The organism is Streptomyces sp. NPDC001700, assembly GCF_053596435.1.
Genome location: NZ_JBSFGE010000014.1, coordinates 1 through 23,843, shown reverse-complemented (window position 1 = coordinate 23,843; position 23,843 = coordinate 1). Strand labels below are relative to the sequence as shown.

Here is a 23,843-nt window from a genome sequence, read left to right as displayed (position 1 = left end):
CGAAGGGGCGGTCAGCGGCCACATCGGCCGCCGACCGCCCCTTCGCGGTGGATCAGCTGTGCGTACGCAGCAGCGTCCGCATCGTCCGCATCGCCACCGAGAGGTTCGCCAGGTCGAACGTCTCCGACGACTGGATCTCATCGAGGGTGGTCCGCGCGCGGGAGAGAAGCGCGGCGTTCTTCTGCTCCCAGGCCTTGAACCGCTGCTCGGGCGTGGAACCGCCGTTACCGACCGACAGGACGTCGGAGGTGAGGGCGGCCTGGGCCGCGTACAGGTCCTCGCGGATGGAGACGCGGGCCATGGACTGCCAGCGGTCGGCCCGCGGCAGCTCGATGACGCGGTCCATCAGCTGGCTGATCGACAGCCGGTCCGCCAGGTCGTAGTAGACCTCGGCGACCGCGAGGGGGTCCTTGCCGGTGCGGTCCGCGATGGCGACGATGTCCAGCGTCGGGAAGGCGGACGAGAAGCCCGCCACCCGGGTCGCCAGCTCGTCCGGGACACCGGCGGCGGTCAGCTCGTCGTGGATGCCCTGGTACCACTCGATGTCGCTGCCGCGCAGCAGCTTGGGCAGCTGCGCCCGCACGGCGGCGACCCGCTCGGAGAAGAAGTCGATCGTCCCGGCCAGCTCCAGCGGCTGCGGCCGGTTGTTGAGCAGCCAGCGGGTGCCGCGCTCGACGAGCCGCCGCGAGTGCAGCCGCATCCGGGTCTGGACTTCGGCGCTGACGACCGTGTCCAGGGACTCGACCTCGTCCCAGATCGCCCCCAGCTCGAAGATGGCCCGAGCGGCGGTCTGGGCGCGCACGACCTCCTCGGTGGAGGCCCCGCTCTCCTCCCGCATGCGGTGCAGGAAGGTCGTACCGGCGGTGTTGAGCGTGTCGTTGACCAGCACCGTGGTGATGATCTCGCGGCGCAGCGCGTGCCCGTCGACGTACTCGGGGAAGTTCTGGCGCAGCGCCTGCGGGAAGTAGGCGTGCAGCAGCCGCTGGAGGTACGGGTCGTCGGGGAGCCCGGTGCCGATCAGCTCGTCCGCCACCGTGATCTTGACGTAGGCGAGCAGCACGGCCAGCTCGGGCTGGGTCAGACCGCGCCCGGCGGACAGCCGTTCGCGGATGACCCGGTCAGCGGGCAGGAACTCCAGCCCGCGGTCCAGCCGCCCCTCGCGCGACAGGCGGCGCATCAGCCGCTGGTGGGCGTGGAGCAGGCTGGGTGCCTGGGCGGCGGAGATGGCGAGGGCCACGTTCTGCGCGTAGTTGTTGCGCAGAACCAGCGCGCCGACCTCGTCGGTCATCTCGGCCAGCAGCTTGTTGCGCTGCTTGACCGTCATGTCCCCCTCGGTGACCAGCGCGTTGAGCAGGATCTTGATGTTCACCTCGTGGTCGGAGGTGTCCACCCCGGCGCTGTTGTCGATCGCGTCGGTGTTGATCCCGCCGCCGCCCCCGGCGAACTCGATGCGGCCGAGCTGGGTCAGGCCCAGGTTGCCGCCCTCGCCGACGACCTTGACCCGCAGGTCCTGGCCGTCCACCCGGATCGCGTCGTTGGCCTTGTCGCCGACGTCGGCGTGCGACTCGGTGGACGCCTTGACGTACGTACCGATGCCGCCGTTCCACAGCAGGTCGACCGGGGCCTTGAGGATGGCCTTCATCAGGTCGGCCGGGGTCATCTTGGCGACCTTGGTCTCGATGCCGAGCGCGGCCCGCACCTGCGGGGTGATCGGGATGGCCTTGGCCGTCCGGGGGTGGATGCCGCCGCCCGCCGAGATCAGCTCGGTGTCGTAGTCCTCCCAGGACGAGCGCGGCAGCTCGAAGAGGCGGCGCCGCTCGGCGTACGAGGTGGCCGCGTCCGGGTTGGGGTCGATGAAGATGTGCCGGTGGTCGAAGGCGGCGACGAGCCGGATGTGCTCGCTCAGCAGCATGCCGTTGCCGAACACGTCACCGGACATGTCACCGACGCCGACGACCGTGAAGTCCTGGCTCTGGGTGTCGTGGTCCAGCTCGCGGAAGTGCCGCTTGACGGACTCCCAGGCGCCGCGCGCGGTGATGCCCATGCCCTTGTGGTCGTAGCCCGCCGAACCGCCGGACGCGAACGCGTCGCCGAGCCAGAAGCCGTACGACTGGGCGACCTCGTTGGCGATGTCGGAGAACGTCGCGGTGCCCTTGTCGGCGGCGACGACCAGGTAGGTGTCCTCCCCGTCGTGCCGTACGACGTCCTTCGGCGGCTCGACCTGACCGCCGACCAGGTTGTCGGTGATGTCGAGCAGACCGGAGATGAAGGTCTTGTAGCAGCCGATGCCCTCGGCCATCCACGCGTCCCGGTCCACCGACGGGTCCGGCAGCCGCTTACCGACGAAACCGCCCTTGGCGCCGACCGGCACGATGACCGTGTTCTTCACCATCTGCGCCTTGACCAGGCCCAGGATCTCGGTACGGAAGTCCTCACGCCGGTCGGACCAGCGCAGACCACCGCGCGCGACCTTGCCGAAGCGCAGGTGCACGCCCTCGACGCGCGGCGAGTACACCCAGATCTCGTACGCCGGGCGCGGCGCGGGCAGATCGGGCACGGCCTGCGGGTCGAGCTTGACCGACAGGTAGTCGTGCGGGGCGCCGTGCGCGTTCTTCTGGAAGTGGTTGGTGCGCAGGGTGGCCTTGATGAGGGTGAGGAACGAGCGCAGGATGCGGTCCTCGTCGAGCGAGGCCACCTGGTCCAGCGCCGCGTCCAGCTCCTCCATCAGGGCGTCGGTCAGCTCAAGACCCGCCCGCTGCCGCTCGGGCGACATCCGGGCCTCGAAGAGGGAGACCAGCAGCCGGGTCGTGTGCACGTTGTTACGGAGAGTGTCCTCCATGTACGACTGGCTGAAGGTGGAACCGGCCTGCCGCAGGTACTTGGCGTACGCGCGCAGCACCATGGCCTGCCGCCAGTCAAGACCGGCGCCCAGCACCAGCTGGTTGAAGTTGTCGCTCTCGGCCTGGCCGGTCCACACGGCGGCGAACGCGTTCTGGAAGCGCTCGCGGGCGTCGTCGGCGAGGGCCTCGCCCTCGCGCAGCGGCAGCCGCAGCCCGAAGTCGTAGATCCAGGCCGTGGTCTTGTCCGCACAGCGCAGCTCGTACGGGCGCTCGTCGACCACCTCGACGCCGAGCGTGTTGAGCACCGGCAGCACGGCCGACAGTGACACCTGGCCGCCCGCCCGGTAGATCTTGAAGCGACGCTCGGCGTGGGCCGCGCCGACCGGCTCGTACAGGCTGAGCGCGAAGTCCTGCGGGCTGTCGTCGGCGGTCAGCCGCTCCACGTGCTGGAGGTCGGCGACGGCGCCGCGCGGCGTGTGGTCGGCCTTGTAGCCCTCGGGGAAGGCATGCTGGTAGCGGCGCAGCAGCTCGGCGGCGCGCTCCTCGCCGACCTCGGAGACCAGGGCCTCGGAGAAGCCGTCGGCCCACGAGCGGGCGGCGTCGACCAGCCGGTTCTCGATGCGCTCGACATCGGCGTCGGTCAGGTCGGGCAGCTCCGTACCGGGCTGGACGCGCACCACGAAGTGCAGCCGGGACAGCACCGACTCGGTGTGGAGGGCGGTGAAGTCCACCGGCGTGCGGCCGCTCAGCTCCTCCAGCAGGATGTCGGTCAGCCGCAGCCGCACATCGGTGGTGAAGCGGTCGCGGGGCAGGTAGACCAGCGCGGAGTAGTAGCGCCCGTACTCGTCCTGCCGCAGGAACATCCGCAGCCTGCGGCGCTCCTGGAGGTAGAGCACGCTGGTGACGATCGAACGGAGCTGGTCGACCGGGGTCTGGAACAGCTCGTCGCGCGGGTACGTCTCCAGGATCTGCAGCAGGTCCCGGCCGTCGTGGCTGTTGGCCCCGAACCCGGCGCCCGCCAGCACCTCGGCCACCTTGCGGCGGATGACCGGGACCCGGCGCACCGACTCGGTGTACGCGGCGGACGAGAACAGCCCCAGGAAGCGGCGCTCGCCGATCACATTGCCCTCGGCGTCGAACTTCTTCACGCCGATGTAGTCGAGGTAGGACGGCCGGTGCACGGTGGCGCGGCTGTTGGCCTTGGTGAGGACGAGCAGCTTGTGCTCGCGGGCCTTCGCGCGGGCGTCGGCGGGCAGCCGGTTGAACGACGGGGACCCCGGGGCGGCCCCGGTGTGGGCGCTCTCGTCGGCGTCCTGGTGGGCCGGGTCGGAGCGCAGGATGCCGAGGCCGGTGCCGGGCACCGCGCTCAGCACGTCCTCCTCGCCACCGGCCTCGGCGGGCGCCTGGGTCAGCTCGTACTCGCGGTAGCCGATGAAGGTGAAGTGGTCGTCCGCGAGCCAGCGCAGCAGCTCCCGGGCCTCCTCGACCTCCTGGTCGCGCACCTCGGAGGCCTTGGGCTCCTCCGGCAGCACCTCGGCCAGCCGCAGCGCCGACTGGCGCATCTTGTCCCAGTCCTCGACGGCCTCGCGGACGTCGGACAGGACGCGCAGCAGGTCGGCGGTGATCTGCTTGAGGTCGCCGCGGTCGGTCTCCCGGTCGATCTCTACGTGGATCCAGGACTCGACGACGGCGTCGTGCGGCAGGTCCTCACGGGCCTTGCGGTCGTACGAGGCGTCCAGCAGCTCGATCAGCTTGCCGGTGATGTCACGGCGCACGACCACCTGCGGGTGGATCACCACATGGATGCCGCGGCCCTGGCGGGTCAGCTCGTTGGTCACCGAGTCGACCAGGAACGGCATGTCGTCGGTGACGACCTCGACGACCGAATGGCTGCACGTCCAGCCGTGCTCCTCGACGGTCGGAGTGTGCACCCGTACGTTCGCCGTGCCCTGGGGGCGCGCCTCGGCAAGCCGGTAGTGGGAGAGCGCCGCGCCGAAGACGTCGACCGGGTCGCGGTCCGCGAGATCCTCGGGTGGCGTGTGCAGGTAGTAGTGCTGGAGGTATGCGGTCAGGGTCTCCGGGCCCGGGCCCTGTACCGGTGGTTGCCCCCCGGCAGGGCTGTTCTCAGCGACCCGGGCGGCCCGTGCGAGCAGCTCGGCCTTGGCTTCGTCCAGCTTGGTCTGCATGTCCTCTGGCTCCTGTCGCGCGCCGTTGCGTGACATAGGTGGCGGTGGCATGACGCCGCGACTCGGGAAATCCGGTCACGTACGACGGTATGCCGGATCGGGAGATGGCCGCGGCGTACTCGGCCGTAAGTGACCAAGACCCCACGCGGCGTCGACCAGCGGCAGCGGCTCCGGCCCGGAGGCGCCCCGGGCTGGGAGCGAGGGCCTCCTTGCCCCCGTGGACTATCGCGCTGATCACGCAGTAAGGCTATCGCCCCACCCCAGGGCCACGTCATGAGCCGTTCGTGTACAAAACTCGGCCCGGATGTTTGACGGAATGGACAGAGAGGGGAGGGCGCCCGCGATCGTCATGCGCTCTTGGCAAACCATTCGTGCGGATGCAGGGTGACATCGACGGTGGTAAGCGTGGAAACGTGGAGGTGGGCGGCATGAGCGGCAGCGGCACGGCTGTGACTGCGACTGCGACTGCGAAGATCCTGCTGGTGACCGGGGACGCGGCCGAGTCCCTGGAGGTGCTCTACCCGTACCAGCGGCTGCGCGAGGAGGGGTACGACGTCCACATCGCGGCCCCGTCCCGCAAGACCCTGCGCTTCGTGGTGCACGACTTCGAGGACGGCTACGACACGTACACCGAGAAGCCCGGCTACAGCTTCCCCGCCGACCTCGCCTTCTCCGAAGTCGACCCGGGGCAGTACGCCGCCTTGGTGATCCCGGGCGGCCGGGCCCCGGAATACCTGCGCAACGACCCGGAGCTGCGGAAGATCTGCAAGGCGTTCTTCGACGCCGACAAGCCGGTGGCGCAGATCTGCCACGGCCCGCTGCTGACGGCGGCGGTCGGCGGGCTGACCGGGCGCCGGGTGACCTGCTACCCGGCGCTGGAGCTGGACATGCAGGCGGCGGGGGCGACGTTCCAGGACGCGGAGGTCGTGGTGGACGGCACGCTGGTGTCGTCGCGGGCCTGGCCGGACCATCCGGTGTGGATGCGGGAGTTCCTGGCAGTGCTGCGGACGAAGGCACCGATCAGCTGACAGATTCCGTCATCTGTCAGCTGATACCTGAAAGCTGCCAGCTGAAGTCTGCTCTCTGCCATCTGATAGTTGTCATCTGATAGCTGTCATCTGCCACCCGCTGGCTGTCAGCTGTCAGCTGTCAGCCAGCGCCTCGGCCTCCCGTACGGCCTCCGCCAGGGTGTCGACCACCGGCACCCCGGCGGCCAGCAGGCTGGTCCGGCTGTGCGAGCCGCCCGTGTAGAGCACCGCCCGCGCCCCCACATGCTCCGCCGCCACCGCGTCGTCGACCGCGTCCCCGATCACCACGATCCGCTGCGGCGGCACCCGCTCCAGCGCGGCGAGATGGCGCACCATCTGCTCCGCCTTGCCGGTGGTGCTCTGCCCGGTGCGGCCGTCCACGCGGACGAAGTGGCGCTCGATGCCGTGCGTACGCACCAGGGGCAGCAGATTCTCGTGCGGCGCGAGCGAGCACAGCGACTGGGTGAGCCCCGCCTCCTGCCACTCCGTGAGCAGCTCCCGGGCGCCGAGCGCCAGCCCCGCGCTCTCGGCCAGCGCCCAGTAGTGCCGGTGGAAGGCCTCGTCCATGACCTCCCACTCCTCATCGGTGGGCAGCCGCCCCATCAGCCGCTCGTAGAAGAGCGGGACCGGGACGCAGTACAGCTCCCGGTAGCGCTCCAGCGTGATCGGCGGCAGGCCGATCTCCCCGAACGAGGCGTTCGTCGCCAGGATCACGGCGTCGATGTCGTGAAAGAGCGTGCCGTTCCAGTCCCACACGATGTGCGTTACACGGTTCTTCCCCATCCTTCGACGGTACCCGGGCTCACTCGATGAGATTCGGGATCTCCTGGGTGGCGTACCACAGCAGCTCGTGGTCCTCCGCGCCGTCCACCGTGAACTGCGCGTCGTCGTCCCCGAGGTCCGCCGCGCCCAGCGCGTCGGCCGCCGCGGCGACGTCCCGCTCGGCGTCCCCGGCGTCCAGGTGCACCGCTGCGGCCTTGGACAGCCGTACGGCGGCGGCGATCCGCACCTCCCCCAGCGCGGACTGGTCCAGCCCCCGGTCCGGATCGGCGACCGCCTGCCCGTCGGGCACGTCCAGGGCCACCACCACGCGCCGCCGCGGCACCTGCGGGTCCACGGCGAGCAGCCGCAGGGACGCCTGCGCGGCCCGGCTGAGCGCGGCGTACTCCAGCTCCTCGATGTCGTCCGACACGTACCACTCGCGCAGCGCGGGCGTCACGGCATAGGCGGTCAGCGGCCCCGGCCCCAACTCCCCCGCCTTGTGCGCCTCGGCGAGACCGGAGAGGGTCAGGGGGACGTAGACACGCATGGGGCCGCCGCTTTCACGAGACATCAGGTCCCGCCAGCATACGTTCGGCGCCCCCTTCGAGGGCGCGGTTCTCCCCCGGCCCCGCATGGGCACGGCGCTGGCCCTGCCGTAAGCCCCCTTCGGCGGGGCGAGGGCGGGCATCCCCGTCCCCGTTCGGGGTGACTTCCGGAGGGCTGCCGCCCGGGGCTCCCCCGGTGTCCCCGGGCCCGTCACCAGGGCTTCCACCAGATCGGTTCCCTCGGATAGGTGAACCCATCGGCCGGGCCCAGGGGCGTTGCGGGTGGCGGAAACGCGTCGGTAGAAGTCTCCCCGACGAAAAGCTACTGCCCGGTATCGCACCGGGCCCGGCAGAGACGGCGGAGCGCATGCACGACGAGATCACCACCCGGACGACGTCGACCACCGGCACCGCCGCGCGGCGCCGCGGCGGGCCGCCCGGGCGGCGCGACTCCCGGCGGCCGGGCGGCGCCCCCGCACGGCGGCCGGACAGCGCCCCCGGCGGCGCGACCGCCGTCCGGCCAGGCCCCCGCACCACACCGGCCCGCCGCACCGCCGCCGTCTCGCGTACGGCCGCGCTCGCCGCCGTACAGCGGGAGCGGGACCGGCTGCCCCGCTACTGGTTCGCGCACCGGCTGCTGCTCACCCTCAGCGGCCAGCGGCCCGTCCACACCCTGCTCGGGCACGCCCTCCCGGACGCCTACGACCAGTTGGTCGCCCTCGCGCCCCGCTCGCCGCTGCGCCCCGCCGCCGGACGCGCCGCGCCCGGCGTACGGCGCTGCGGGGAGTACCGGCCGCGGCACGGGGTGATCGAGGCGTACGCCCTGATCGCCTCCGGCGACCGGCTCAGCGCGCTCGCGTTCCGGCTGGAGCTGGGCGCCGACGCCCGCTGGCGCTGCGCCGCCGTCGACGTCGGCCCGCTGTCACACGCGAAGGCCGGGGCACCGTGCTAACCGCACGGTGCCCCGGCCTTCTCGCGTCTGTCCGCGCGCGCTACTTCTTACGGCGGCGGCTGCCCTTGGCCGCCTTGCGCCGCTCCGCGCGGGTCAGCCCGTCGGACTCGGAGCGCGGCGCGGGCGGGGTCTCACCGTTGGTGAAGTCGCCTTCCACGATGCCGCCCTCGCCGTCCACCGTCGGGGCCGAGAAGTGCAGCCGGTCCGGCCGCTGCGGGGCCTCCAGGCCCTTGGCGTGGATCTCGGGACGACCCGTCGACGACGCGCCCGCGCCCGCCGGGACCGCGTCCTGCACGTCCTTATCCAGCGAGGTCTTCGCCTCCGCGTCCTCGACCGGGACCTCCTCGACCTGCTGCTCGACCTGGACCTCCAGGTTGAACAGGTAGCCGACCGACTCCTCCTTGATCCCCTCCATCATGGCCTGGAACATGTCGAAGCCCTCGCGCTGGTACTCGACCAGCGGGTCCTTCTGGGCCATCGCGCGCAGCCCGATGCCCTCCTGGAGGTAGTCCATCTCGTACAGGTGCTCGCGCCACTTGCGGTCCAGCACGGACAGCACGACGCGCCGCTCCAGCTCGCGCATGATCTCGGAGCCGAGCTGCTCCTCACGGGTCTCGTACTGCTGGTGGATGTCGTCCTTGATGGCGTCACCGATGAACTCGGCGGTGATCCCGGCGCGGTCGCCGGTCTCCTCCTCCAGCTCGTCGACGGTCACCTTGACCGGGTAGAGCTGCTTGAACGCGCCCCACAGCCGGTCCAGGTCCCACTCCTCCGCGAAGCCCTCGACGGTCTCCGCCTGGATGTACGCGTCGATCGTGTCGTTCATGAAGTGGACGACCTGCTCCTGCAGATCCTCGCCCTCCAGGACACGGCGGCGCTCGCCGTAGATGACCTCACGCTGCCGGTTGAGGACCTCGTCGTACTTCAGGACGTTCTTACGGGTCTCGAAGTTCTGCTGCTCGACCTGCGACTGGGCGGAGGCGATGGCGCGGGTGACCATCTTGTTCTCGATCGGTACGTCGTCGGGAACGTTGGCCATCGCCATCACACGCTCGACCATCTGCGCCTTGAACAGCCGCATCAGGTCGTCGCCGAGCGAGAGGTAGAAGCGGGACTCGCCGGGGTCGCCCTGACGGCCGGAACGACCGCGCAGCTGGTTGTCGATACGGCGCGACTCATGGCGCTCGGTGCCCAGCACATACAGCCCGCCGAGATCCTTGACCTCCTCGAACTCGGCCTTGACCGCGGCCTCGGCCTTCTCCAGGGCGGCGGGCAGCGCGGCCGCCCACTCCTCGGAGTGCTCCATCGGGTCGAGACCGCGCTGGCGCAGCTCGGCCTCGGCGAGGTCGTCGGGGTTGCCGCCGAGCTTGATGTCCGTACCACGGCCGGCCATGTTCGTCGCGACCGTGACGGCACCCCTGCGGCCCGCCTGGGCGACGATCGTCGCCTCCCGGTCGTGCTGCTTCGCGTTCAGCACCTCGTGCGGCACACCGCGCTTGGCGAGCTGCTGCGACAGATACTCGGACTTCTCCACGGAGGTCGTGCCGACCAGGACCGGCTGGCCCTTCTCGTGCTTCTCGACGATGTCATCGACGACCGCGTCGAACTTGGCGACCTCGGTGCGGTAGATCAGGTCGGACTGGTCGACGCGGGCGAGGGGCCGGTGGGTCGGGATCGGGACGACGCCCAGCTTGTAGATCTGGTGGAACTCGGCGGCCTCGGTCATCGCCGTACCGGTCATGCCGGAGAGCTTGTCGTAGAGGCGGAAAAAGTTCTGCAGGGTGATCGTGGCGAGAGTCTGGTTCTCGTCCTTGATCTCCACCGCTTCCTTCGCCTCGATCGCCTGGTGCATGCCCTCGTTGTAGCGGCGACCGGCGAGGATACGGCCGGTGTGCTCGTCGACGATCATGACTTCGCCGTCGATGACGACGTAGTCCTTGTCCTTCTTGAACAGCTCCTTGGCCTTGATGGCGTTGTTCAGATAGCCGACCAGCGGAGTGTTGACGGACTCGTACAGATTGTCGATGCCCAGCCAGTCCTCGACCTTGGTCACACCGGACTCGTGGATGCCGACGGTGCGCTTCTTCTCGTCGACCTCGTAGTCGCCGGTCTCCTCCTGGCCCCGCTGGAGGTTGGCCGCCTCGCCCCGGGTCAGCCGGAGGACGAGCTTGGCGAAGTCGCCGTACCACTTGGTGGCCTGGTCGGCCGGGCCGGAGATGATCAGCGGCGTACGGGCCTCGTCCACCAGGATCGAGTCGACCTCGTCGACGATCGCGAAGTTGTGGCCGCGCTGCACCAGCTCGTCCTGCGACCACGCCATGTTGTCGCGCAGATAGTCGAAGCCGAACTCGTTGTTCGTGCCGTAGGTGATGTCGCACGCGTACTGCTCGCGGCGCTGCGCCGGGGTCATATTGGCGAGGATGCAGCCGACCTCGAGGCCGAGGAACTTGTGCACCCGGCCCATCCACTCGGAGTCACGCTCGGCCAGATAGTCGTTCACCGTGATCAGGTGGACGCCCTTGTCGGACAGCGCGTTCAGATAGGCGGGCAGGGTACCCACCAGGGTCTTGCCCTCACCGGTCTTCATCTCGGCGACATACCCGAGGTGCAGCGCGGCGCCGCCCATGAGCTGGACGTCGTAGTGACGCTGGCCAAGCACTCGCTTGGCCGCCTCGCGCACCGTCGCGAACGCCTCCGGCATCAGGTCGTCGAGGCTTTCGCCGTCGGCGTACCGCTCCTTGTACTCGTCGGTGAGGGCACGCAGCTCGGCGTCGGAGAGCGACAGGAAGTCCTCTTCGATGGAATTTACCTGGTCCGCGATGCGGTGCAGCTTGCGCAGGATCTTTCCTTCGCCTGCACGCATGAGCTTGTTGAAGACGGACACGTAGGCTGGCTCCTTGCCGGTCGGGCCTGGCACGGTTGTGGGGTGCGCTGGCGCGGCATTGTCAAGGGGCACAAGCCCCGCCGCAACGGCCATCGTAAGACAGACCCCGCCTGGCCGGGAGGTCCGTCACCACGCGGGCCGGGTGTCACCACACCGTGTCAACGCGTGAGAGGTCGCCGGGGTGCCCCCGAATTCACCAAAACCACTCGCGGCCCGGCGCGGCAGCGGCCCAGACTCGGCCCATGGAGCCCGTCACCCTCACCACCGAGCGACTCGTGCTGCGCCCCTTCCGGCCGTCCGACGCCCCGGCGGTCCACGCTGCCTGTCAGGACCCGGACATCCTGCGCTGGACCCACGTGCCCGCTCCGTACGCCCGCGCGGACGCCGAGGACTTCGTACGGCGAACCTGCCCGGACGGCTGGCGGGACGACCGCACCTATAACTTCGCGCTGGTCACCAGGGGCGAGGGCGGCGAGGGCTCCGGGGACTCCGATGGCGGCGAGGGCTCGGGGGAACTCGTCGGGGCCATGGGCCTGATACGGCTGGCCCGGCTGCGCAGCCCCGAGCGCCAGGCCGAGCTGGGCTACTGGACGGCACGGGAGCACCGGCGGCGCGGCTACACGGGCGAGGCGGCCCGGGCGGTGGCCGAGTGGGCGTTCACCGGGCTGGGCGTGGAGCGGCTGGAGTGGTGCACGGAGGCCGGGAACGAGGCGTCGCGCGCGGTCGCGCTCGCCGTGGGCTTCCGGATGGAGGGGACGGACCGGGCGGGCATCGTCCGCGAGGGCACCCGGCGGGACGCCTGGCGGGGCGCGCTGCTGCCCTCCGACTGGGGCCTGCCCACGGCCACTCCGTATCTCCCCGCGCCGGTCTGAGGTGCCTCTCGGGACGGGCGTTGTCAGTGGTCGCCGCTACGGTGGCGCGCATGACGAATCCCACCGCCGGGGCCATCGCGAACCGCAAGCCCGAGGTCAGCTTGTCCGCCGACGAGGCGCGCCGGATCGCGCTGCGCGCCCAGGGGTTCCTGGGCGCGCCCGACCGGCGCGGCGGGGTGCGCGGCGTGCTGCGCCATCTGGGCGCGGTGCAGCTGGACACGATCTCGGTGCTGGCCCGCTCGCACGAGCTGATTCCGTACGCGCGGCTGGGCGCGGTCGGCCGCCCGGCGGTCGAGTCGGCGTACTGGACCGGCACCCACGCCTTCGAGTACTGGTCGCACGCGGCCTGTGTGCTGCCCATCGAGGAGTGGCCGCACTTCGCCTTCCGCCGCCGCGCCTACCGCGCCCGCCCGCTCTGGCACCACGAGCTGCCGGACGGGGTGTACGAGAAGGTGGTGGCGCAGCTGCGGGCCGAGGGCCCGCTGACCGCGACGGAGCTGGGCGGCGCCAAGAACGGCGGCCCGTGGTGGGACTGGTCGGCGGCGAAGGTCGGCGTCGAGCGCGCGCTCACGTACGGCGAGGTGGTGTGCGTGGAGCGGCGCGGCTGGAAGCGGGTGTACGACCTGGCGGAGCGCGCCGTGCCGGACGCGCTGCTCCATGACGACCTGGACGACGCGGAGTGTCTGCGGCGGCTGGTGCGGCTCGCGGGCCAGTCCCTCGGCGTGGGCACCCGGGCGGACCTCGCGGACTACCACCGGCTCAAGGCGGAGCAGGTCGACGCGGTGATCGCGGACTCGGGGCTGGTGCCGGTGTCGGTCGCGGGCTGGGACAAGGCGGCCTGGGCGGACCCCGAGGCGCTGGCCAGCACCCCGCGCGGACGGCACCGCACGACCCTGCTGTCGCCCTTCGACTCGTTGATATGGGACCGGGCGCGCACCGAGCGGATCTTCGGCTTCACCCATCGGCTGGAGGCGTATGTGCCCCGCCCCAAGCGGGTGTACGGCTACTTCGCCATGCCGCTGCTGTCGGGCGGGCGGCTGCTCGGCCGGGTCGATCCGGCCCGTGAGGGGACCACGCTGGTGGCCCGGCAGGTGTCGCTGGACACGCCGAAGGCCGTGGCACCGATGGCGGAGGCGCTGCGCGAGGCGGCGGACTGGGTGGGCTGCGACGCGGTGCGGATCGAGCGCGTCAACCGCCCGGAGCTGGCCGCCCCGCTGGCGGCCGCGGTCACGTGACCGCGGCCGATTCCGTCCCCGCTCACCTGATCTCGAGGATCTTCTCCCGCATCGCGTAGACCACGGCCTCCATCCGGGAGTGCAGCTGCAGCTTCTCCAGGATGTTCCGGACGTGGTTCTTCACGGTGTTCTCGCTGATGAACAGTTCCTTGGCGATATCGCGGTTGTTCATGCCGGTGGCCACCAGCTTCAGCACCTCCAGCTCACGGTCGGTGAGCCGGGGCGCCGGCACCAGCCGTCGCTCGTCGGTGCGCTGGATCATCGACTTGAACTCGGTGAGGAGCTTGGCCGCCATCGACGGGCTGATCTGCGACTGGCCGTCGGCCACCGCCCGGATCGCGGTCGACACCTCGTCGGTCGAGATCTCCTTGAGCAGATAGCCGGTGGCGCCCGCCTTGATCGCGTCGTAGAGGTCGGCCTCCTCATCGCTGATCGTCAGCATGATGATCTTGGCGCTGGGTGCCACTTCCTTGATCGACGTGCAGGCCTCGATCCCCCCGCGCTTGGGCATGCGCACATCCATCAGGACGATGTCCGGCAGCAGATCCGCCGCCTTGTCCACGGCCTCGGCGCCGTCCCCGGCCTCGCCGACGACCTGAATGTCCTCCTCCTGGGCCAGGACGATCTCCAACCCACGCCGGAAGAGTGCGTGGTCGTCCACTACGAGGACCCGAATCGGCTCCTTGCGCGACTCGCCCCTGTCCGGCCCCAGACGTTGGTCATCGCCATCGTCGGACACGGGCCCGAAGCTGTCCGCCATCGTTCCTCCCCCTGAAGGCCATGGCCCTTGCGGTTTGCACTCTGCGGTGCACGGTGCGGTACGGCATCAACCAGTCGTTTCCCCATGCCGGTTGGCCGTCGAGCCATGATTTCATGCCCGGACCGGCCACGGGACCGCGCGGCGCATCCACCGCGCGATCCCGCTCACTCTCTGTGCACCCGCCCAGAAGCGGTCGGGCTTCAGTGGGCCTCAGGCGCCGAGTGCGCCGCCCGCGCCACCGGGCTCCTCCCCGGCGAACGCCTCCGGCTGAAGATGAATGACCCCGTAGTCATAGCCATGCCGCCGGTAGACGACGCTGGGATGGCTGGTGTCGGAGTCGACGAACAGATAGAAATCGTGCCCGACCAGCTCCATCTCGTAGAGAGCCTGGTCGAGCGTCATCGGGACCGCGGCATGGGTCTTCTCACGGACCACGAGGGGGCCTTCGCCCTGGACTTCCAGGGGTCCCATCCGGGTGGTCGGCACCGTGTCGGACGGGGTGCGCTGGGCGGCGATCTCGCCATGCCCGTTGATACGTGCCGCGTTGGGGACCGTGATGGCCACGTCGCTGGCCGGAATGCGACCGTTGCCACGCCGGGTATGGCGCTTGTCGTGCTGCTTGCGCATCCGCGCTTCCAGCTTGCCGGCCGCCAGGTCCAGCGCTGCGTACGGATCGGCCGCCGCGGCCTCCGCCCGGATGACCGGGCCACGGGAGCGAAGGGTGATCTCCACTCGGTCCGACCGGTCGGCCTGACGCGGGTTGTGCTCCTTGGAGACCTCGACGTCGAGGCTGATCACCTTGCCGTCGAGCTTCTGGATCTTATCCAGCTTCAGCTTCTCGGCCACGTGCTTCCGGAACCGCTCGGGCACATCTGTTTTACGGCCCTTGACGACGATGTCCACGCAGAACTCCGTTCCCGGGTCGCTCCGGAGCATCCACCGGAGCTCATCCCTTGTGCACTAGGCTCCGGCGTCTTCCGGAGCCACCGGCTTGGCGGCTTTCACCTCTCCTTCCCACGGGGAACGAGTCCACCCCGTATCGGTTAACGGCTCACAAGAAAGCACCCAAAGCACGCCAAGCGGATTTGCGAGTCATAGCACCTGCCACTCCTCACAACCGAACATAGCTCGCCCGGGCGGATGTCGGCACCCCCTACCGGGCCGTACCTCCGATCAGGTGCTTTGGCATCCTTACAGCCTGCAACGACGCGGCTTCGTATTCAGTTCCGCTTATCGCTCGCGAAGGGTCTGAGACGCCCGGAAGACACCGAAGGCGCGAGGACCGGCGGGGTGGCAATCCCCGGCGCGGGGACCTGTGGCGCGGCCACCACCGCACCGCCCACGACCTGTCCGCCCGCCTCCGTCACCGCCCGTGCCGCCTCCGCGAGCGAGGCCCCCGTCGTCATCAGATCGTCCACCAGCACCACCGGACCCGCCACCAGGAGCCGCCCGCCACCCGGCACGGCCTCCAGCGCCCCCGTCACGTTCGCCCGGCGCTGACGGGCGCCAAGACCCGACTGGTCGGTCACCCGGCGCCGCTGCCGCAGCACCGCGGGCACCCGCACGGGACACCCCTCGCGGCGCAGCACGCCCGCCGCCGCGCACGCGACGCGCCGGGCCGGATCATGGCCCCGCGCCCCCACCGCACGCCGCGCCGAGGGCACCGGCACCAGCAGCAGCGGTGGCCTCCCCGGGGCCCGGGGCACGGCCCCGCGGGCCGCCGCCCGCACCGCACCGGCCAGCGCCTCGCCCAGCGGCCCCGCCAGCCGCAGCGCTCCCCGCTCCTTGTGCGCGAGCAGCACCGCGCGGGCCTCGTCCACGTAATCCACGGCCGCGTGGACCACCGGCAGCCCCGGCGGCACCGGGCTCGGCAGCACCCGACGCGCCCCGGGCCCACGCAGCGCCCCATGACACCGGTCGCACAGCGGGCCACCCGGCCGACCGCATCCCGCGCAGTCGGCCGGCAGCACCAGATCGGCGATCTCCTGCCACCAGCCCCGCATGGCCCCACTGTCCCGTCACACCGCCCGGGCCGCCACCCCCTGTGGAAAACCACGCGCATGTGGACAACCGGCCGCCCCCGCGCCGGCGCAGGCCGTTACAAGGCCGCTTCTGCCTCCCCCGCCATACGGCTATCCGGGGTACACCGGACCGGAACCGTCCTCGTCGACGGTCTTCCAGTCCGTGTTCGGCAGCAGCCGGACGATGCCGTTCTCCCTGGTCTCGGCGATCAGCGGCCGGGTCTGGTCTTCCGAGGCGGCGACCGTCTCCACCCCGTTCGGCCCCGGGACCTCCGGCAGGTCCGCCGGGGAGCCGTCCGTCTCCACGTACTGCAGCTGCTGCACACCGTCCGACTCACGGCCCGCGACCACCAGGCGGCTGTCCCCCGCCCAGGACGCGGTGTCGACGTCCTGCAGCTTCGGCGCGATCGCGTGCAGCGCCCGCACCGACAGCTTCGGATCGTCCGCCGTGCCGCGCCGCTCGATCCGGCCCAGCCGCAGCGTCGTATGCCCGTCGCGCTTGACCAGCATCGCGATCCTCGTACCGTCCGCGGACACCCGCAGCGCCGTGATCCGGCCACCGTCGAGCGCGGGCAGCTCGACCTCGTCCGCCTGGCCGGTACCGCCGCGCAGCCGCAGCAGCCGCGGCCGCTGCGGGTCCCGGTCGGCCACCCACAGCCCGCCCAGCCCGTCCCAGCTGGGCGCCGTCAGCCCGTGCTCGGGGCTGCCGCCCTGGCTGTGCACCCGCACCCGGCCCCGCTCGGCACCCGACGACAGCTCCGTCACATACAGCGACCGGCCGTCCTCGCTGACCGCCGCCGCGTCCCGCTCGTCGCGCGAGACCGCCACGGTGCCAAGACCCGCGCCATCCGCGCCGAACGGCCCCGGAACCGGCCGTGGCTTGTCCTCGTCGTCGGACAGCCGGACCATCCGGTGCTGCGCGTCCACGAAGTACTGGTGCTGGGGCCGCCCGATGACATGGTCCGGGGCGTACGCGCGCGCCGCGTCGCTCGACTGGGCGCACAGCTCGGAACCGCTCTGCCGCTCCAGCCGCACCCCGCTGACCTCGTCCGACCCCTCCCAGAGGTCCTGCACCGTGAACAGCGTCTGCGCCGCCATCCGGGCACAGCGGCCCGGGCTGATCTGCGCCGCCTGGTCGCTCAGCCGGACCTTCAGCACGTTCGAATCGTCCAGCGACAGCTTGTCGGTGTGGCGGCCGAGCGCCGTACCGGCCGGGAAGGCCGAGCTGACCACCGGATCCAGCCAGTCCGTCGGGCCGTCCAGCAGCGCCTTCACGGTCGCGGTGACCGGATTGATGCGCCGCCTCAGATAGACCGGATCGGCGACCAGGACCTCGTCCCCCACCCGGGAGTCCTCGGCGTCCGGGCCCAGCTTCGCGAAGTAGTACTTGTTGACCGAGTGGTAGATGCGCTGGAAGTCGGACTCGCCGAGCACCAGCCCCGGCGGCGGCCCGTCGATCCGCCACTCCGAACCGCGCAGGGTGAGGTGGATGCGCTCCTCGTACCTGTGCTCATCGGGCCGGTAGGCGTGGGTCGCGTCCACCGTGGCGATCCGCTCGCCCGACAGCACGACCGTCTTGCTGTTGCCGTCCCGGTCGCCGGGATCGGTCTCCACCCGCACATCCGGCGCCTGCTCCAACACCGTGGTCCGCGCGAACGGATCCCAGTCCTTGGACGCGCCCCGGGTCAGATACTCCTTCGCGGTGGCGAAGTTCTCCTCGTCGCTCGTCGTGGCCTCCAGAAAGCCGGAGACCAGCTCCGCGGGCTGCTCGCCCTTGCCCGGGCTCACCCCGTACACCCGGACCTGCGAATCCACATCGGAGCGCGGCGAGGAGTCGACCCTGCGCACATCCCCGCTATCGGGCATCGAGGCACAGCCGGAGAGCAGCAGCACACCACACGCGAGCAGCGTGCCCGTGCCCCGCGCACGGCGGTACGCGCCGGAGCGGGAACGGTGGCGGTCGGCACGGTCAGCGCCCACGGGGGCGGCCCTCCCCTTCGTTCGGTGTCGTTCGCTCGCGGCGCTCCCGGGGCTCCCTGGCCTCCCCGTACGACGGCTCCGCGGCGCCGCGCACGACCCGCGCCCCGTTCCCCGGCAGCGCCGTGGGGTCGGCCGAGGGCATCGGGGCGTCGGCGGGCGGCAGCGCGGAGCGGGGCTGCGCGGGCACCGAGGCCAGCCGCTCCGCCGCCGGCTGCGTCTGCCCGCTGTCGGCCGGCTGCCGGTTGCGCCGGGAGTCGTCGGGCTCCAGCGGGATCGGCGAACCGCGCAGCACATCGCCCGCCGCGCGCGGCAGCGTCAGCCGGAACTGCGACCCGCCACCGGGCTCGCCCCACGCCTGGAGCCAGCCGCCGTGCAGCCGCGCGTCCTCCACCGCGATCGACAGCCCGAGACCGGTGCCGCCCGTCGTCCGGGCGCGCGCCGGATCGGCCCGCCAGAAGCGGTTGAACACCCGCGTCGCCTCGCCGGGCTTCAGCCCCACCCCGTAGTCCCGCACGGCCACAGCGACCGCGCCGCCCGCCGCCGCGAGCCGCACCACCACGTCCCGGCCCTCGCCGTGCTCCACGGCGTTGACCACGAGATTGCGCAGCACCCGCTCCACCCGGCGGGCGTCCGCCTCCGCCACCACCGGCGCCTCGGCGCCCCGCACCACGATCCGGGTGCCCTTGGCGTCGGCCAGCGGCTCGGCCCCGTCGACCACCCGGTTCACCACATCGCGCAGATCGATCTGGTCGGCCTCCAGGGCGGCCGCGCCCGCGTCGAACCGGCTGATCTCCAGCAGATCGGAGAGCAGCGACTCGAAACGGTCGACCTGGCCCCACAGCAGCTCGGCGGAGCGCGCCGTGATCGGATCGAAGTCCTCGCGCCCCTCGTAGATGACGTCCGCCGCCATCCGCACGGTCGTCAGCGGTGTGCGCAGCTCATGCGAGACGTCCGAGACGAACCGCCGCTGCATCCGGGACAGCTCCTCCAGCTGCTGGATCTTGAGCTGAAGGTTCTGGGCCATCTTGTTGAACGCCTCGCCGAGGCGGGCGATGTCGTCCTCCCCGGTGACCTTCATCCGCTCCTGCAGCAGACCGGCCGCCAGCCGCTCGGAGATCCCGGCCGCCATCCGCACCGGCGTGACGACCTGCCGCACCACCACCCACGCGATGGCGCCCAGCAGCACCACCACGAACACCCCGGCCGTGGCCAGCGTGCCCTTCACCAGGCTCAGCGACTTCTCCTCCTGGGTGAAGGGGAAGAGGTAGTACAGCTGATAGGCGTCGCCGTGGTTGTCGTCCAGCCGCTTGCCGATGATCAGCGCGGCCTCGCTGTCGCCGGAGCCGAGGTGCTCAATCCGCCCGTACTGCTCGTACGGCGCGGTCCGGCCCTCGTCCACCCGCTGCCGCAGATTGGCGGGCACGCTGTCCGCCTTGACGTCACCGGAGGCCCGGGGGCCGCGGCTGGCCACATAGGGCGTCTCACCGGAGTCGGAGCTGAGCGCGACCACCGAATACGCGCCCTTGCCACCACTGGCCAACTGCTCCACCAGTGCGTTCAGCCAGGCCCCGGCGTCCTGGGCGCCGCGGCTGCCGGGGCCCGCGCCGTCCTGGCCGCCGGAATCGCTCTTACGGTCGGCCATCTGCTCGGCCACCTCGAACCCGCCCACGGCCTGGCCCTGCGCGGCGTGCCGCTTGGCGTCGAGCAGCCCGTTGCGCACCTGGCCGATGACGACCAGGCCCAGCAGGATCACCACGCCGAGCGACATCAGCAGCGTGGTGGCCACCACCCGCAGCTGGATGTTCCGCCGCCACAGCCGGGCAGCGGGCAGCAGCGGACGGCGCACCCACCGCCCGAACAGCCGGATCAAGGGGTGGGCCGGTCCGCCGGAGGCCCCGTCGGGCAGGAGATGCCCCCCGCTCCACAGCCTCCGGAGCAACGGAATGTCACCCGCCGGATCGGGTCGCCCCGCCCGGCCGCTCTCCGGCGCCCCGCCTCCCGAACCCTGGGGCCGCGGAGCCGTGCCGCCACCCGTCATCTCAGCTGGGCCCGGCCTTGTAGCCGACGCCGCGCACGGTCACCACGATCTCCGGCCGCTCCGGGTCCTTCTCGACCTTGGAGCGCAGCCGCTGCACATGGACATTGACCAGCCGGGTATCGGCCGCGTGCCGATAGCCCCAGACCTGCTCCAGCAGCACCTCGCGGGTGAACACCTGCCACGGCTTACGGGCCAGGGCCACCAGCAGATCGAACTCCAGCGGGGTCAGCGCTATCGACTGCCCCTCCCGCTTCACCGAGTGCCCGGCGACGTCGATCACCAGATCGCCGATCGCCAGCTGCTCCGGCGTCGGGTCCTCGGACCGCCGCAGCCGCGCCCGGATGCGGGCCACCAGCTCCTTCGGCTTGAACGGCTTGACGATGTAGTCATCGGCACCGGACTCCAGCCCCACCACCACGTCGACCGTGTCGCTCTTGGCGGTGAGCATGACGATCGGCACCCCGGACTCGGCCCGGATCAGCCGGCACACCTCGATTCCGTCCCGTCCGGGCAGCATGAGGTCGAGCAGCACCAGATCCGGCTTGGCCTCGCGGAAGGCGGCAAGAGCCTTGTCTCCGTCCGAGACGAACGACGGTTCAAAGCCTTCGCCGCGCAGCACGATGCCGAGCATCTCTGCCAGTGCGGTGTCGTCGTCGACGACAAGGACGCGTCCCTTCATGAGGCCATCATCCCATTACCTGATCGTGACCTGGCGCACAGCTCTGCGATACCTCCCTCGGTGACCGGAGCGACGACACCACGCTCGGTGACGATCGCGGTCACCAGCTCCGGCGGGGTGACGTCAAAGGCCGGGTTGAACGCCTGTGTGCCCAGTGGGGCCAACGGAACTCCCATCGCCGTCTCGGCACCGGGACCGGGAACATGCGGCACTATGACGTCCGTCACCTCATGCCCGGGCCGCTGCTCGACCTCGATCGCCGCCCCGTCCGGGGTCTCCGGATCCACCGTGGTGGTCGGGGCCACCACGATGAACGGCACATGGTGGTAGCGGGCCAGCACCGCGAGCGGATAGCTGCCGACCTTGTTGGCCACCGAGCCGTCGGCGGCTATCCGGTCCGCGCCTATCAGCACCGCGTCCACTTCCCCGGCCGCGAACAGCGAACCCGCCGCGTTGTCGGTGAGCAGCGTGTAGGCCATGCCCTCCCGTGCCGCCTCGTACGCCGTCAAGCGGGATCCCTGGAACAGCGGGCGGGTCTCGTCCACCCAGAGCCGCCGCAGCTGCCCGGCCCGGTGCACCGCCTTGACCACGGCCAGGGCGGTGCCCTCACCGCCGGAGACCAGCCCACCGGTGTTGCAGTGGGTGAGGATGCGGTAGCCCCCGGCGGGCAGCAGCTCGTCGAGGAGCGCCTGGCCGTGCCCGACCATCCGCTCGCTGGCCTCGGCGTCCTCACGGTGCAGGGTGCGGGCGTCGGCGAGCGCGGCAGCGGCGGCCCGGTCGGGACTCGCCCCGTCTCCGACCGCCGCGTGGTACGCGGCGGCGGCCCGGCGCACGCCGTAGCCGAGGTTGACGGCGGTGGGGCGGGCATGGGCGAGCGACTCGGCGGCCTCGTCCACATCGAAGCCACGCGCCGCGGCGAGGGCGACCCCATAGGCCCCGGCGATGCCGAGCAGCGGGGCGCCTCGTACGGCCAGTGAGCGGATCGCCTCCACCAGCATCGGCACATCGGTGCACACCAGCTCGACCTCCTCGGCGGGAAGCCGGGTCTGGTCGAGGAGCACCACGACGGGCCCCTCCGGTGGTTCCTCCCAGCGCAGTGCGAAAGCATTGGGCGCCGCGGCGCCTTCCGGGGAGACCCGGTGCTGATCAGCCATCCGCCCAGTCTGCCCCCTGCGGCACCCTCTGATGAAGTGGTCAGCCAGCCCCAGCGACCGGTACGCACCACAACGCACCGTGGCACGATGGCTACGAAGCGGCCGTCGCCGCATAGGCGACCGGCCAACGAACGACCTACGGAGCGACGATGAACGACTCTCCGGGCTGGGCTCCGCCCGGATCGTCCCCTTCCGACGAGCCCGACCACGGCAGTCAGCAGCCGAACGAGCCCGTCGACCACCCCGTGCCGGAGCGGCCTGCGCGGGGCGCCACCTGGGCCAAGCGGCAGCCGCCCGCCGGACGCTGGTCGGCCCCGGGCGGCGGCATCTCCACCCCGCCGCCCCCGCAACCTGCCGGACCGGCGAACGGCCCCGGCTGGGGCACCGGCTGGCGACAGCCACCACCCGTCCCCCGCCCGGGCGTCATCCCGCTGCGGCCGCTCGGTGTGAGCGAGATCCTCGACGGCGCGATCGCCACCATGCGTGCCCACTGGCGCACGGTCCTCGGCATCTCGCTGGCCGTCTCGGTCGTGACCCAGGGACTGATCACCGTCGTCACCGGCCTGTGGTTCCGCACGACCTCCGGCACCGGCACGGTCGACAAGCCGGACCCCACGCTCGGCGAGGCCCTGGAGGCCGTGCGCGGCGCTCTGGGCAGCAGCTCGGTGACCCTGCTCGTCGGCGTGCTGGGCACCATCGTCACCACCGCCCTGCTGACCATGGTCACCGCCCGGGCGGTCCTGGGCCGCCCGGTGTCCACCGGGGAGGCCTGGGGCGGTGCCCGGCCGCGGCTGCTTCAGCTGTGCGGTCTGCTCCTGCTCATCCCGGCCATCGCCGCGGGCGTCATCGGCCTGGGCATGGCTCCGGGGATGCTCCTCGTGGCGGCCGGCGTGGGCAGCGAGGGCGCCGCGCTCGCCTCGCTCGGAGCCCTCGCGGGAACGGGCGTCGCCATCTGGCTGTGGGTCCGCTTCAGCCTCGCCGCCCCGGCGTTGATGCTGGAGAAGCAGGGCATCATCGCCGCACTGCGCCGCTCGGCCAAGCTCGTACGCGGAGCGTGGTGGCGCGTCTTCGGCATCCAGCTGCTCTCCATCGTGCTGGTCTTCCTCGTGGCCGCCATCGTCGAGGTACCGACCAGCGCCGTCGCGATGGTGCTCGGCGGGGACAGCGCCATCGACTACCTGTCCGGCGAGTCCGTCTCCGTCGGCTGGGCCTTTCTGATCGTCGTCGGCATCGGCGGGGTGATCAGCTCGTCCATCACCTTTCCGATCAGCGCCGGTGTGACCGCTCTCCTCTACATGGACCAGCGCATCCGGCGCGAGGCACTCGACCTCGAACTCGCCCGCGCCGCGGGCTACGGCAACTGATGTGGTGACGGTGGCAGGTGGTGGCGTCAGAGCCGACCCCGTAACGGGCCCTGACGCCACCTCCACCGCCCTCCCGACCTGCATCACCCACATGGGGCACCCCCGCTTCTCCTCACCCCTCCTGCTGGCGATTCTGAGCGGTCCCGCACACGCCGCGCCAGGGCCACAGCCCCGTTTCACTCGATCCGGTGATACATCAGTTCGACTGGGAACCTGGTGCTGAACGCAAAAATGCCTCGGTCCCGAGCATGAAATGCTCGGGACCGAGGCTAAAGATTGTTCGGCGGCGTCCTACTCTCCCACAGGGTCCCCCCTGCAGTACCATCGGCGCTGAAAGGCTTAGCTTCCGGGTTCGGAATGTAACCGGGCGTTTCCCTAACGCTTTGACCACCGAAACACTATGAAACAAACAAACCGGACAAGGACACAGTTCGTTATTTCAGAACCAACACAGTGGACGCGAGCAACTGAGGACAAGCCCTCGGCCTATTAGTACCAGTCAACTCCACCGGTTACCCGGCTTCCATATCTGGCCTATCAACC

General features: G+C 71.0%; 16 protein-coding genes and 1 rRNA gene. 5 read left to right on the top strand and 12 right to left on the bottom strand.

The genetic code is table 11. From position 1 onward, the window contains the following. Positions 1 to 52: 52 nt before the first annotated feature. Complete coding sequence (locus ACWC5C_RS25090; RefSeq protein WP_450878741.1) at positions 53 to 5,026, bottom strand: NAD-glutamate dehydrogenase; 4,974 nt, start codon at positions 5,024 to 5,026, stop codon at positions 53 to 55. A 428-nt stretch (positions 5,027 to 5,454) separates the two neighbouring features. On the opposite strand from ACWC5C_RS25090, the gene ACWC5C_RS25085 reads away from it, so the two are divergent. Beyond that, entirely contained in the window at positions 5,455 to 6,054 is a 600-nt protein-coding gene (locus ACWC5C_RS25085; RefSeq protein WP_450878739.1) for a DJ-1/PfpI family protein, read from the top strand. A gap of 114 nt (positions 6,055 to 6,168) precedes the next feature. Here ACWC5C_RS25085 and ACWC5C_RS25080 read toward each other — a convergent pair whose 3' ends face one another. Beyond that, entirely contained in the window at positions 6,169 to 6,837 is a 669-nt protein-coding gene (locus tag ACWC5C_RS25080) for an HAD family hydrolase (RefSeq protein ID WP_385436847.1), read from the bottom strand. A 19-nt stretch (positions 6,838 to 6,856) separates the two neighbouring features. Further along, complete coding sequence (locus tag ACWC5C_RS25075; protein ID WP_450878736.1) at positions 6,857 to 7,363, bottom strand: DUF6912 family protein; 507 nt, start codon at positions 7,361 to 7,363, stop codon at positions 6,857 to 6,859. Positions 7,364 to 7,728: 365 nt separating this feature from the next. Here ACWC5C_RS25075 and ACWC5C_RS25070 point away from each other — a divergent pair, with 365 nt between their 5' ends. Continuing rightward, entirely contained in the window at positions 7,729 to 8,313 is a 585-nt protein-coding gene (locus ACWC5C_RS25070) for an Rv3235 family protein (protein ID WP_450878734.1), read from the top strand. 40 nt (positions 8,314 to 8,353) lie between these two features. Here the strand turns inward: ACWC5C_RS25070 and secA are convergent, their stop codons facing one another. Then, the gene (secA, locus tag ACWC5C_RS25065; protein ID WP_450878733.1) at positions 8,354 to 11,197 is read right to left on the bottom strand and encodes a preprotein translocase subunit SecA; all 2,844 of its coding nucleotides are present in this window, start codon (positions 11,195 to 11,197) and stop codon (positions 8,354 to 8,356) included. Positions 11,198 to 11,439: 242 nt separating this feature from the next. Between secA and ACWC5C_RS25060 the strand changes: the two genes are divergently transcribed. Next, positions 11,440 to 12,069 carry a GNAT family N-acetyltransferase gene (locus ACWC5C_RS25060; RefSeq protein WP_450878731.1) on the top strand — a complete coding sequence of 210 codons (630 nt, stop codon included), beginning with the start codon at positions 11,440 to 11,442 and terminating at the stop codon, positions 12,067 to 12,069. Positions 12,070 to 12,119: 50 nt separating this feature from the next. Continuing rightward, positions 12,120 to 13,304, top strand: coding sequence for a winged helix-turn-helix domain-containing protein (locus ACWC5C_RS25055; protein ID WP_450878729.1), 1,185 nt, complete (start codon positions 12,120 to 12,122; stop codon positions 13,302 to 13,304). Between the two features lie 22 nt (positions 13,305 to 13,326). Here ACWC5C_RS25055 and ACWC5C_RS25050 read toward each other — a convergent pair whose 3' ends face one another. The 7 genes from ACWC5C_RS25050 to mtnA all read right to left on the bottom strand — a co-directional run bounded on the left by ACWC5C_RS25050 (position 13,327) and on the right by mtnA (position 21,936). Beyond that, the gene (locus tag ACWC5C_RS25050) at positions 13,327 to 14,064 is read right to left on the bottom strand and encodes a response regulator (protein WP_385436837.1); all 738 of its coding nucleotides are present in this window, start codon (positions 14,062 to 14,064) and stop codon (positions 13,327 to 13,329) included. A gap of 210 nt (positions 14,065 to 14,274) precedes the next feature. Beyond that, entirely contained in the window at positions 14,275 to 14,967 is a 693-nt protein-coding gene (gene hpf, locus ACWC5C_RS25045; RefSeq protein ID WP_358632107.1) for a ribosome hibernation-promoting factor, HPF/YfiA family, read from the bottom strand. Positions 14,968 to 15,284: 317 nt separating this feature from the next. Then, positions 15,285 to 16,067 (bottom strand): ComF family protein, encoded by a 783-nt coding sequence (locus tag ACWC5C_RS25040; RefSeq protein ID WP_450878726.1) that lies wholly within the window; start codon positions 16,065 to 16,067, stop codon positions 15,285 to 15,287. Positions 16,068 to 16,196: 129 nt separating this feature from the next. Then, positions 16,197 to 18,065, bottom strand: a complete 1,869-nt coding sequence (locus ACWC5C_RS25035) for an LpqB family beta-propeller domain-containing protein (RefSeq protein WP_450878724.1) — start codon at positions 18,063 to 18,065, stop codon at positions 16,197 to 16,199. After that, on the bottom strand, positions 18,055 to 20,103 hold the full coding sequence (gene mtrB, locus ACWC5C_RS25030) for an MtrAB system histidine kinase MtrB (RefSeq protein WP_450878722.1): 2,049 nt from the start codon (positions 20,101 to 20,103) through the stop codon (positions 18,055 to 18,057). Before mtrB ends, ACWC5C_RS25035 begins: the two co-directional genes overlap by 11 nt. Position 20,104: 1 nt before the next feature. Then, on the bottom strand, positions 20,105 to 20,782 hold the full coding sequence (mtrA, locus tag ACWC5C_RS25025; protein ID WP_385436830.1) for a two-component system response regulator MtrA: 678 nt from the start codon (positions 20,780 to 20,782) through the stop codon (positions 20,105 to 20,107). Continuing rightward, positions 20,779 to 21,936: an S-methyl-5-thioribose-1-phosphate isomerase gene (gene mtnA, locus ACWC5C_RS25020; RefSeq protein WP_450878720.1), complete on the bottom strand. Its 1,158-nt coding sequence runs from the start codon at positions 21,934 to 21,936 to the stop codon at positions 20,779 to 20,781. The genes mtrA and mtnA overlap by 4 nt, the downstream gene beginning before the upstream one ends. Before the next feature lie 149 nt (positions 21,937 to 22,085). Here mtnA and ACWC5C_RS25015 point away from each other — a divergent pair, with 149 nt between their 5' ends. Continuing rightward, positions 22,086 to 23,300 carry a hypothetical protein gene (locus ACWC5C_RS25015; protein ID WP_450878718.1) on the top strand — a complete coding sequence of 405 codons (1,215 nt, stop codon included), beginning with the start codon at positions 22,086 to 22,088 and terminating at the stop codon, positions 23,298 to 23,300. A gap of 278 nt (positions 23,301 to 23,578) precedes the next feature. On the opposite strand, the gene rrf is transcribed toward ACWC5C_RS25015, so the two are convergent. Continuing rightward, a 5S ribosomal RNA gene (rrf, locus tag ACWC5C_RS25010) occupies positions 23,579 to 23,695 on the bottom strand. Positions 23,696 to 23,843: the final 148 nt, after the last annotated feature.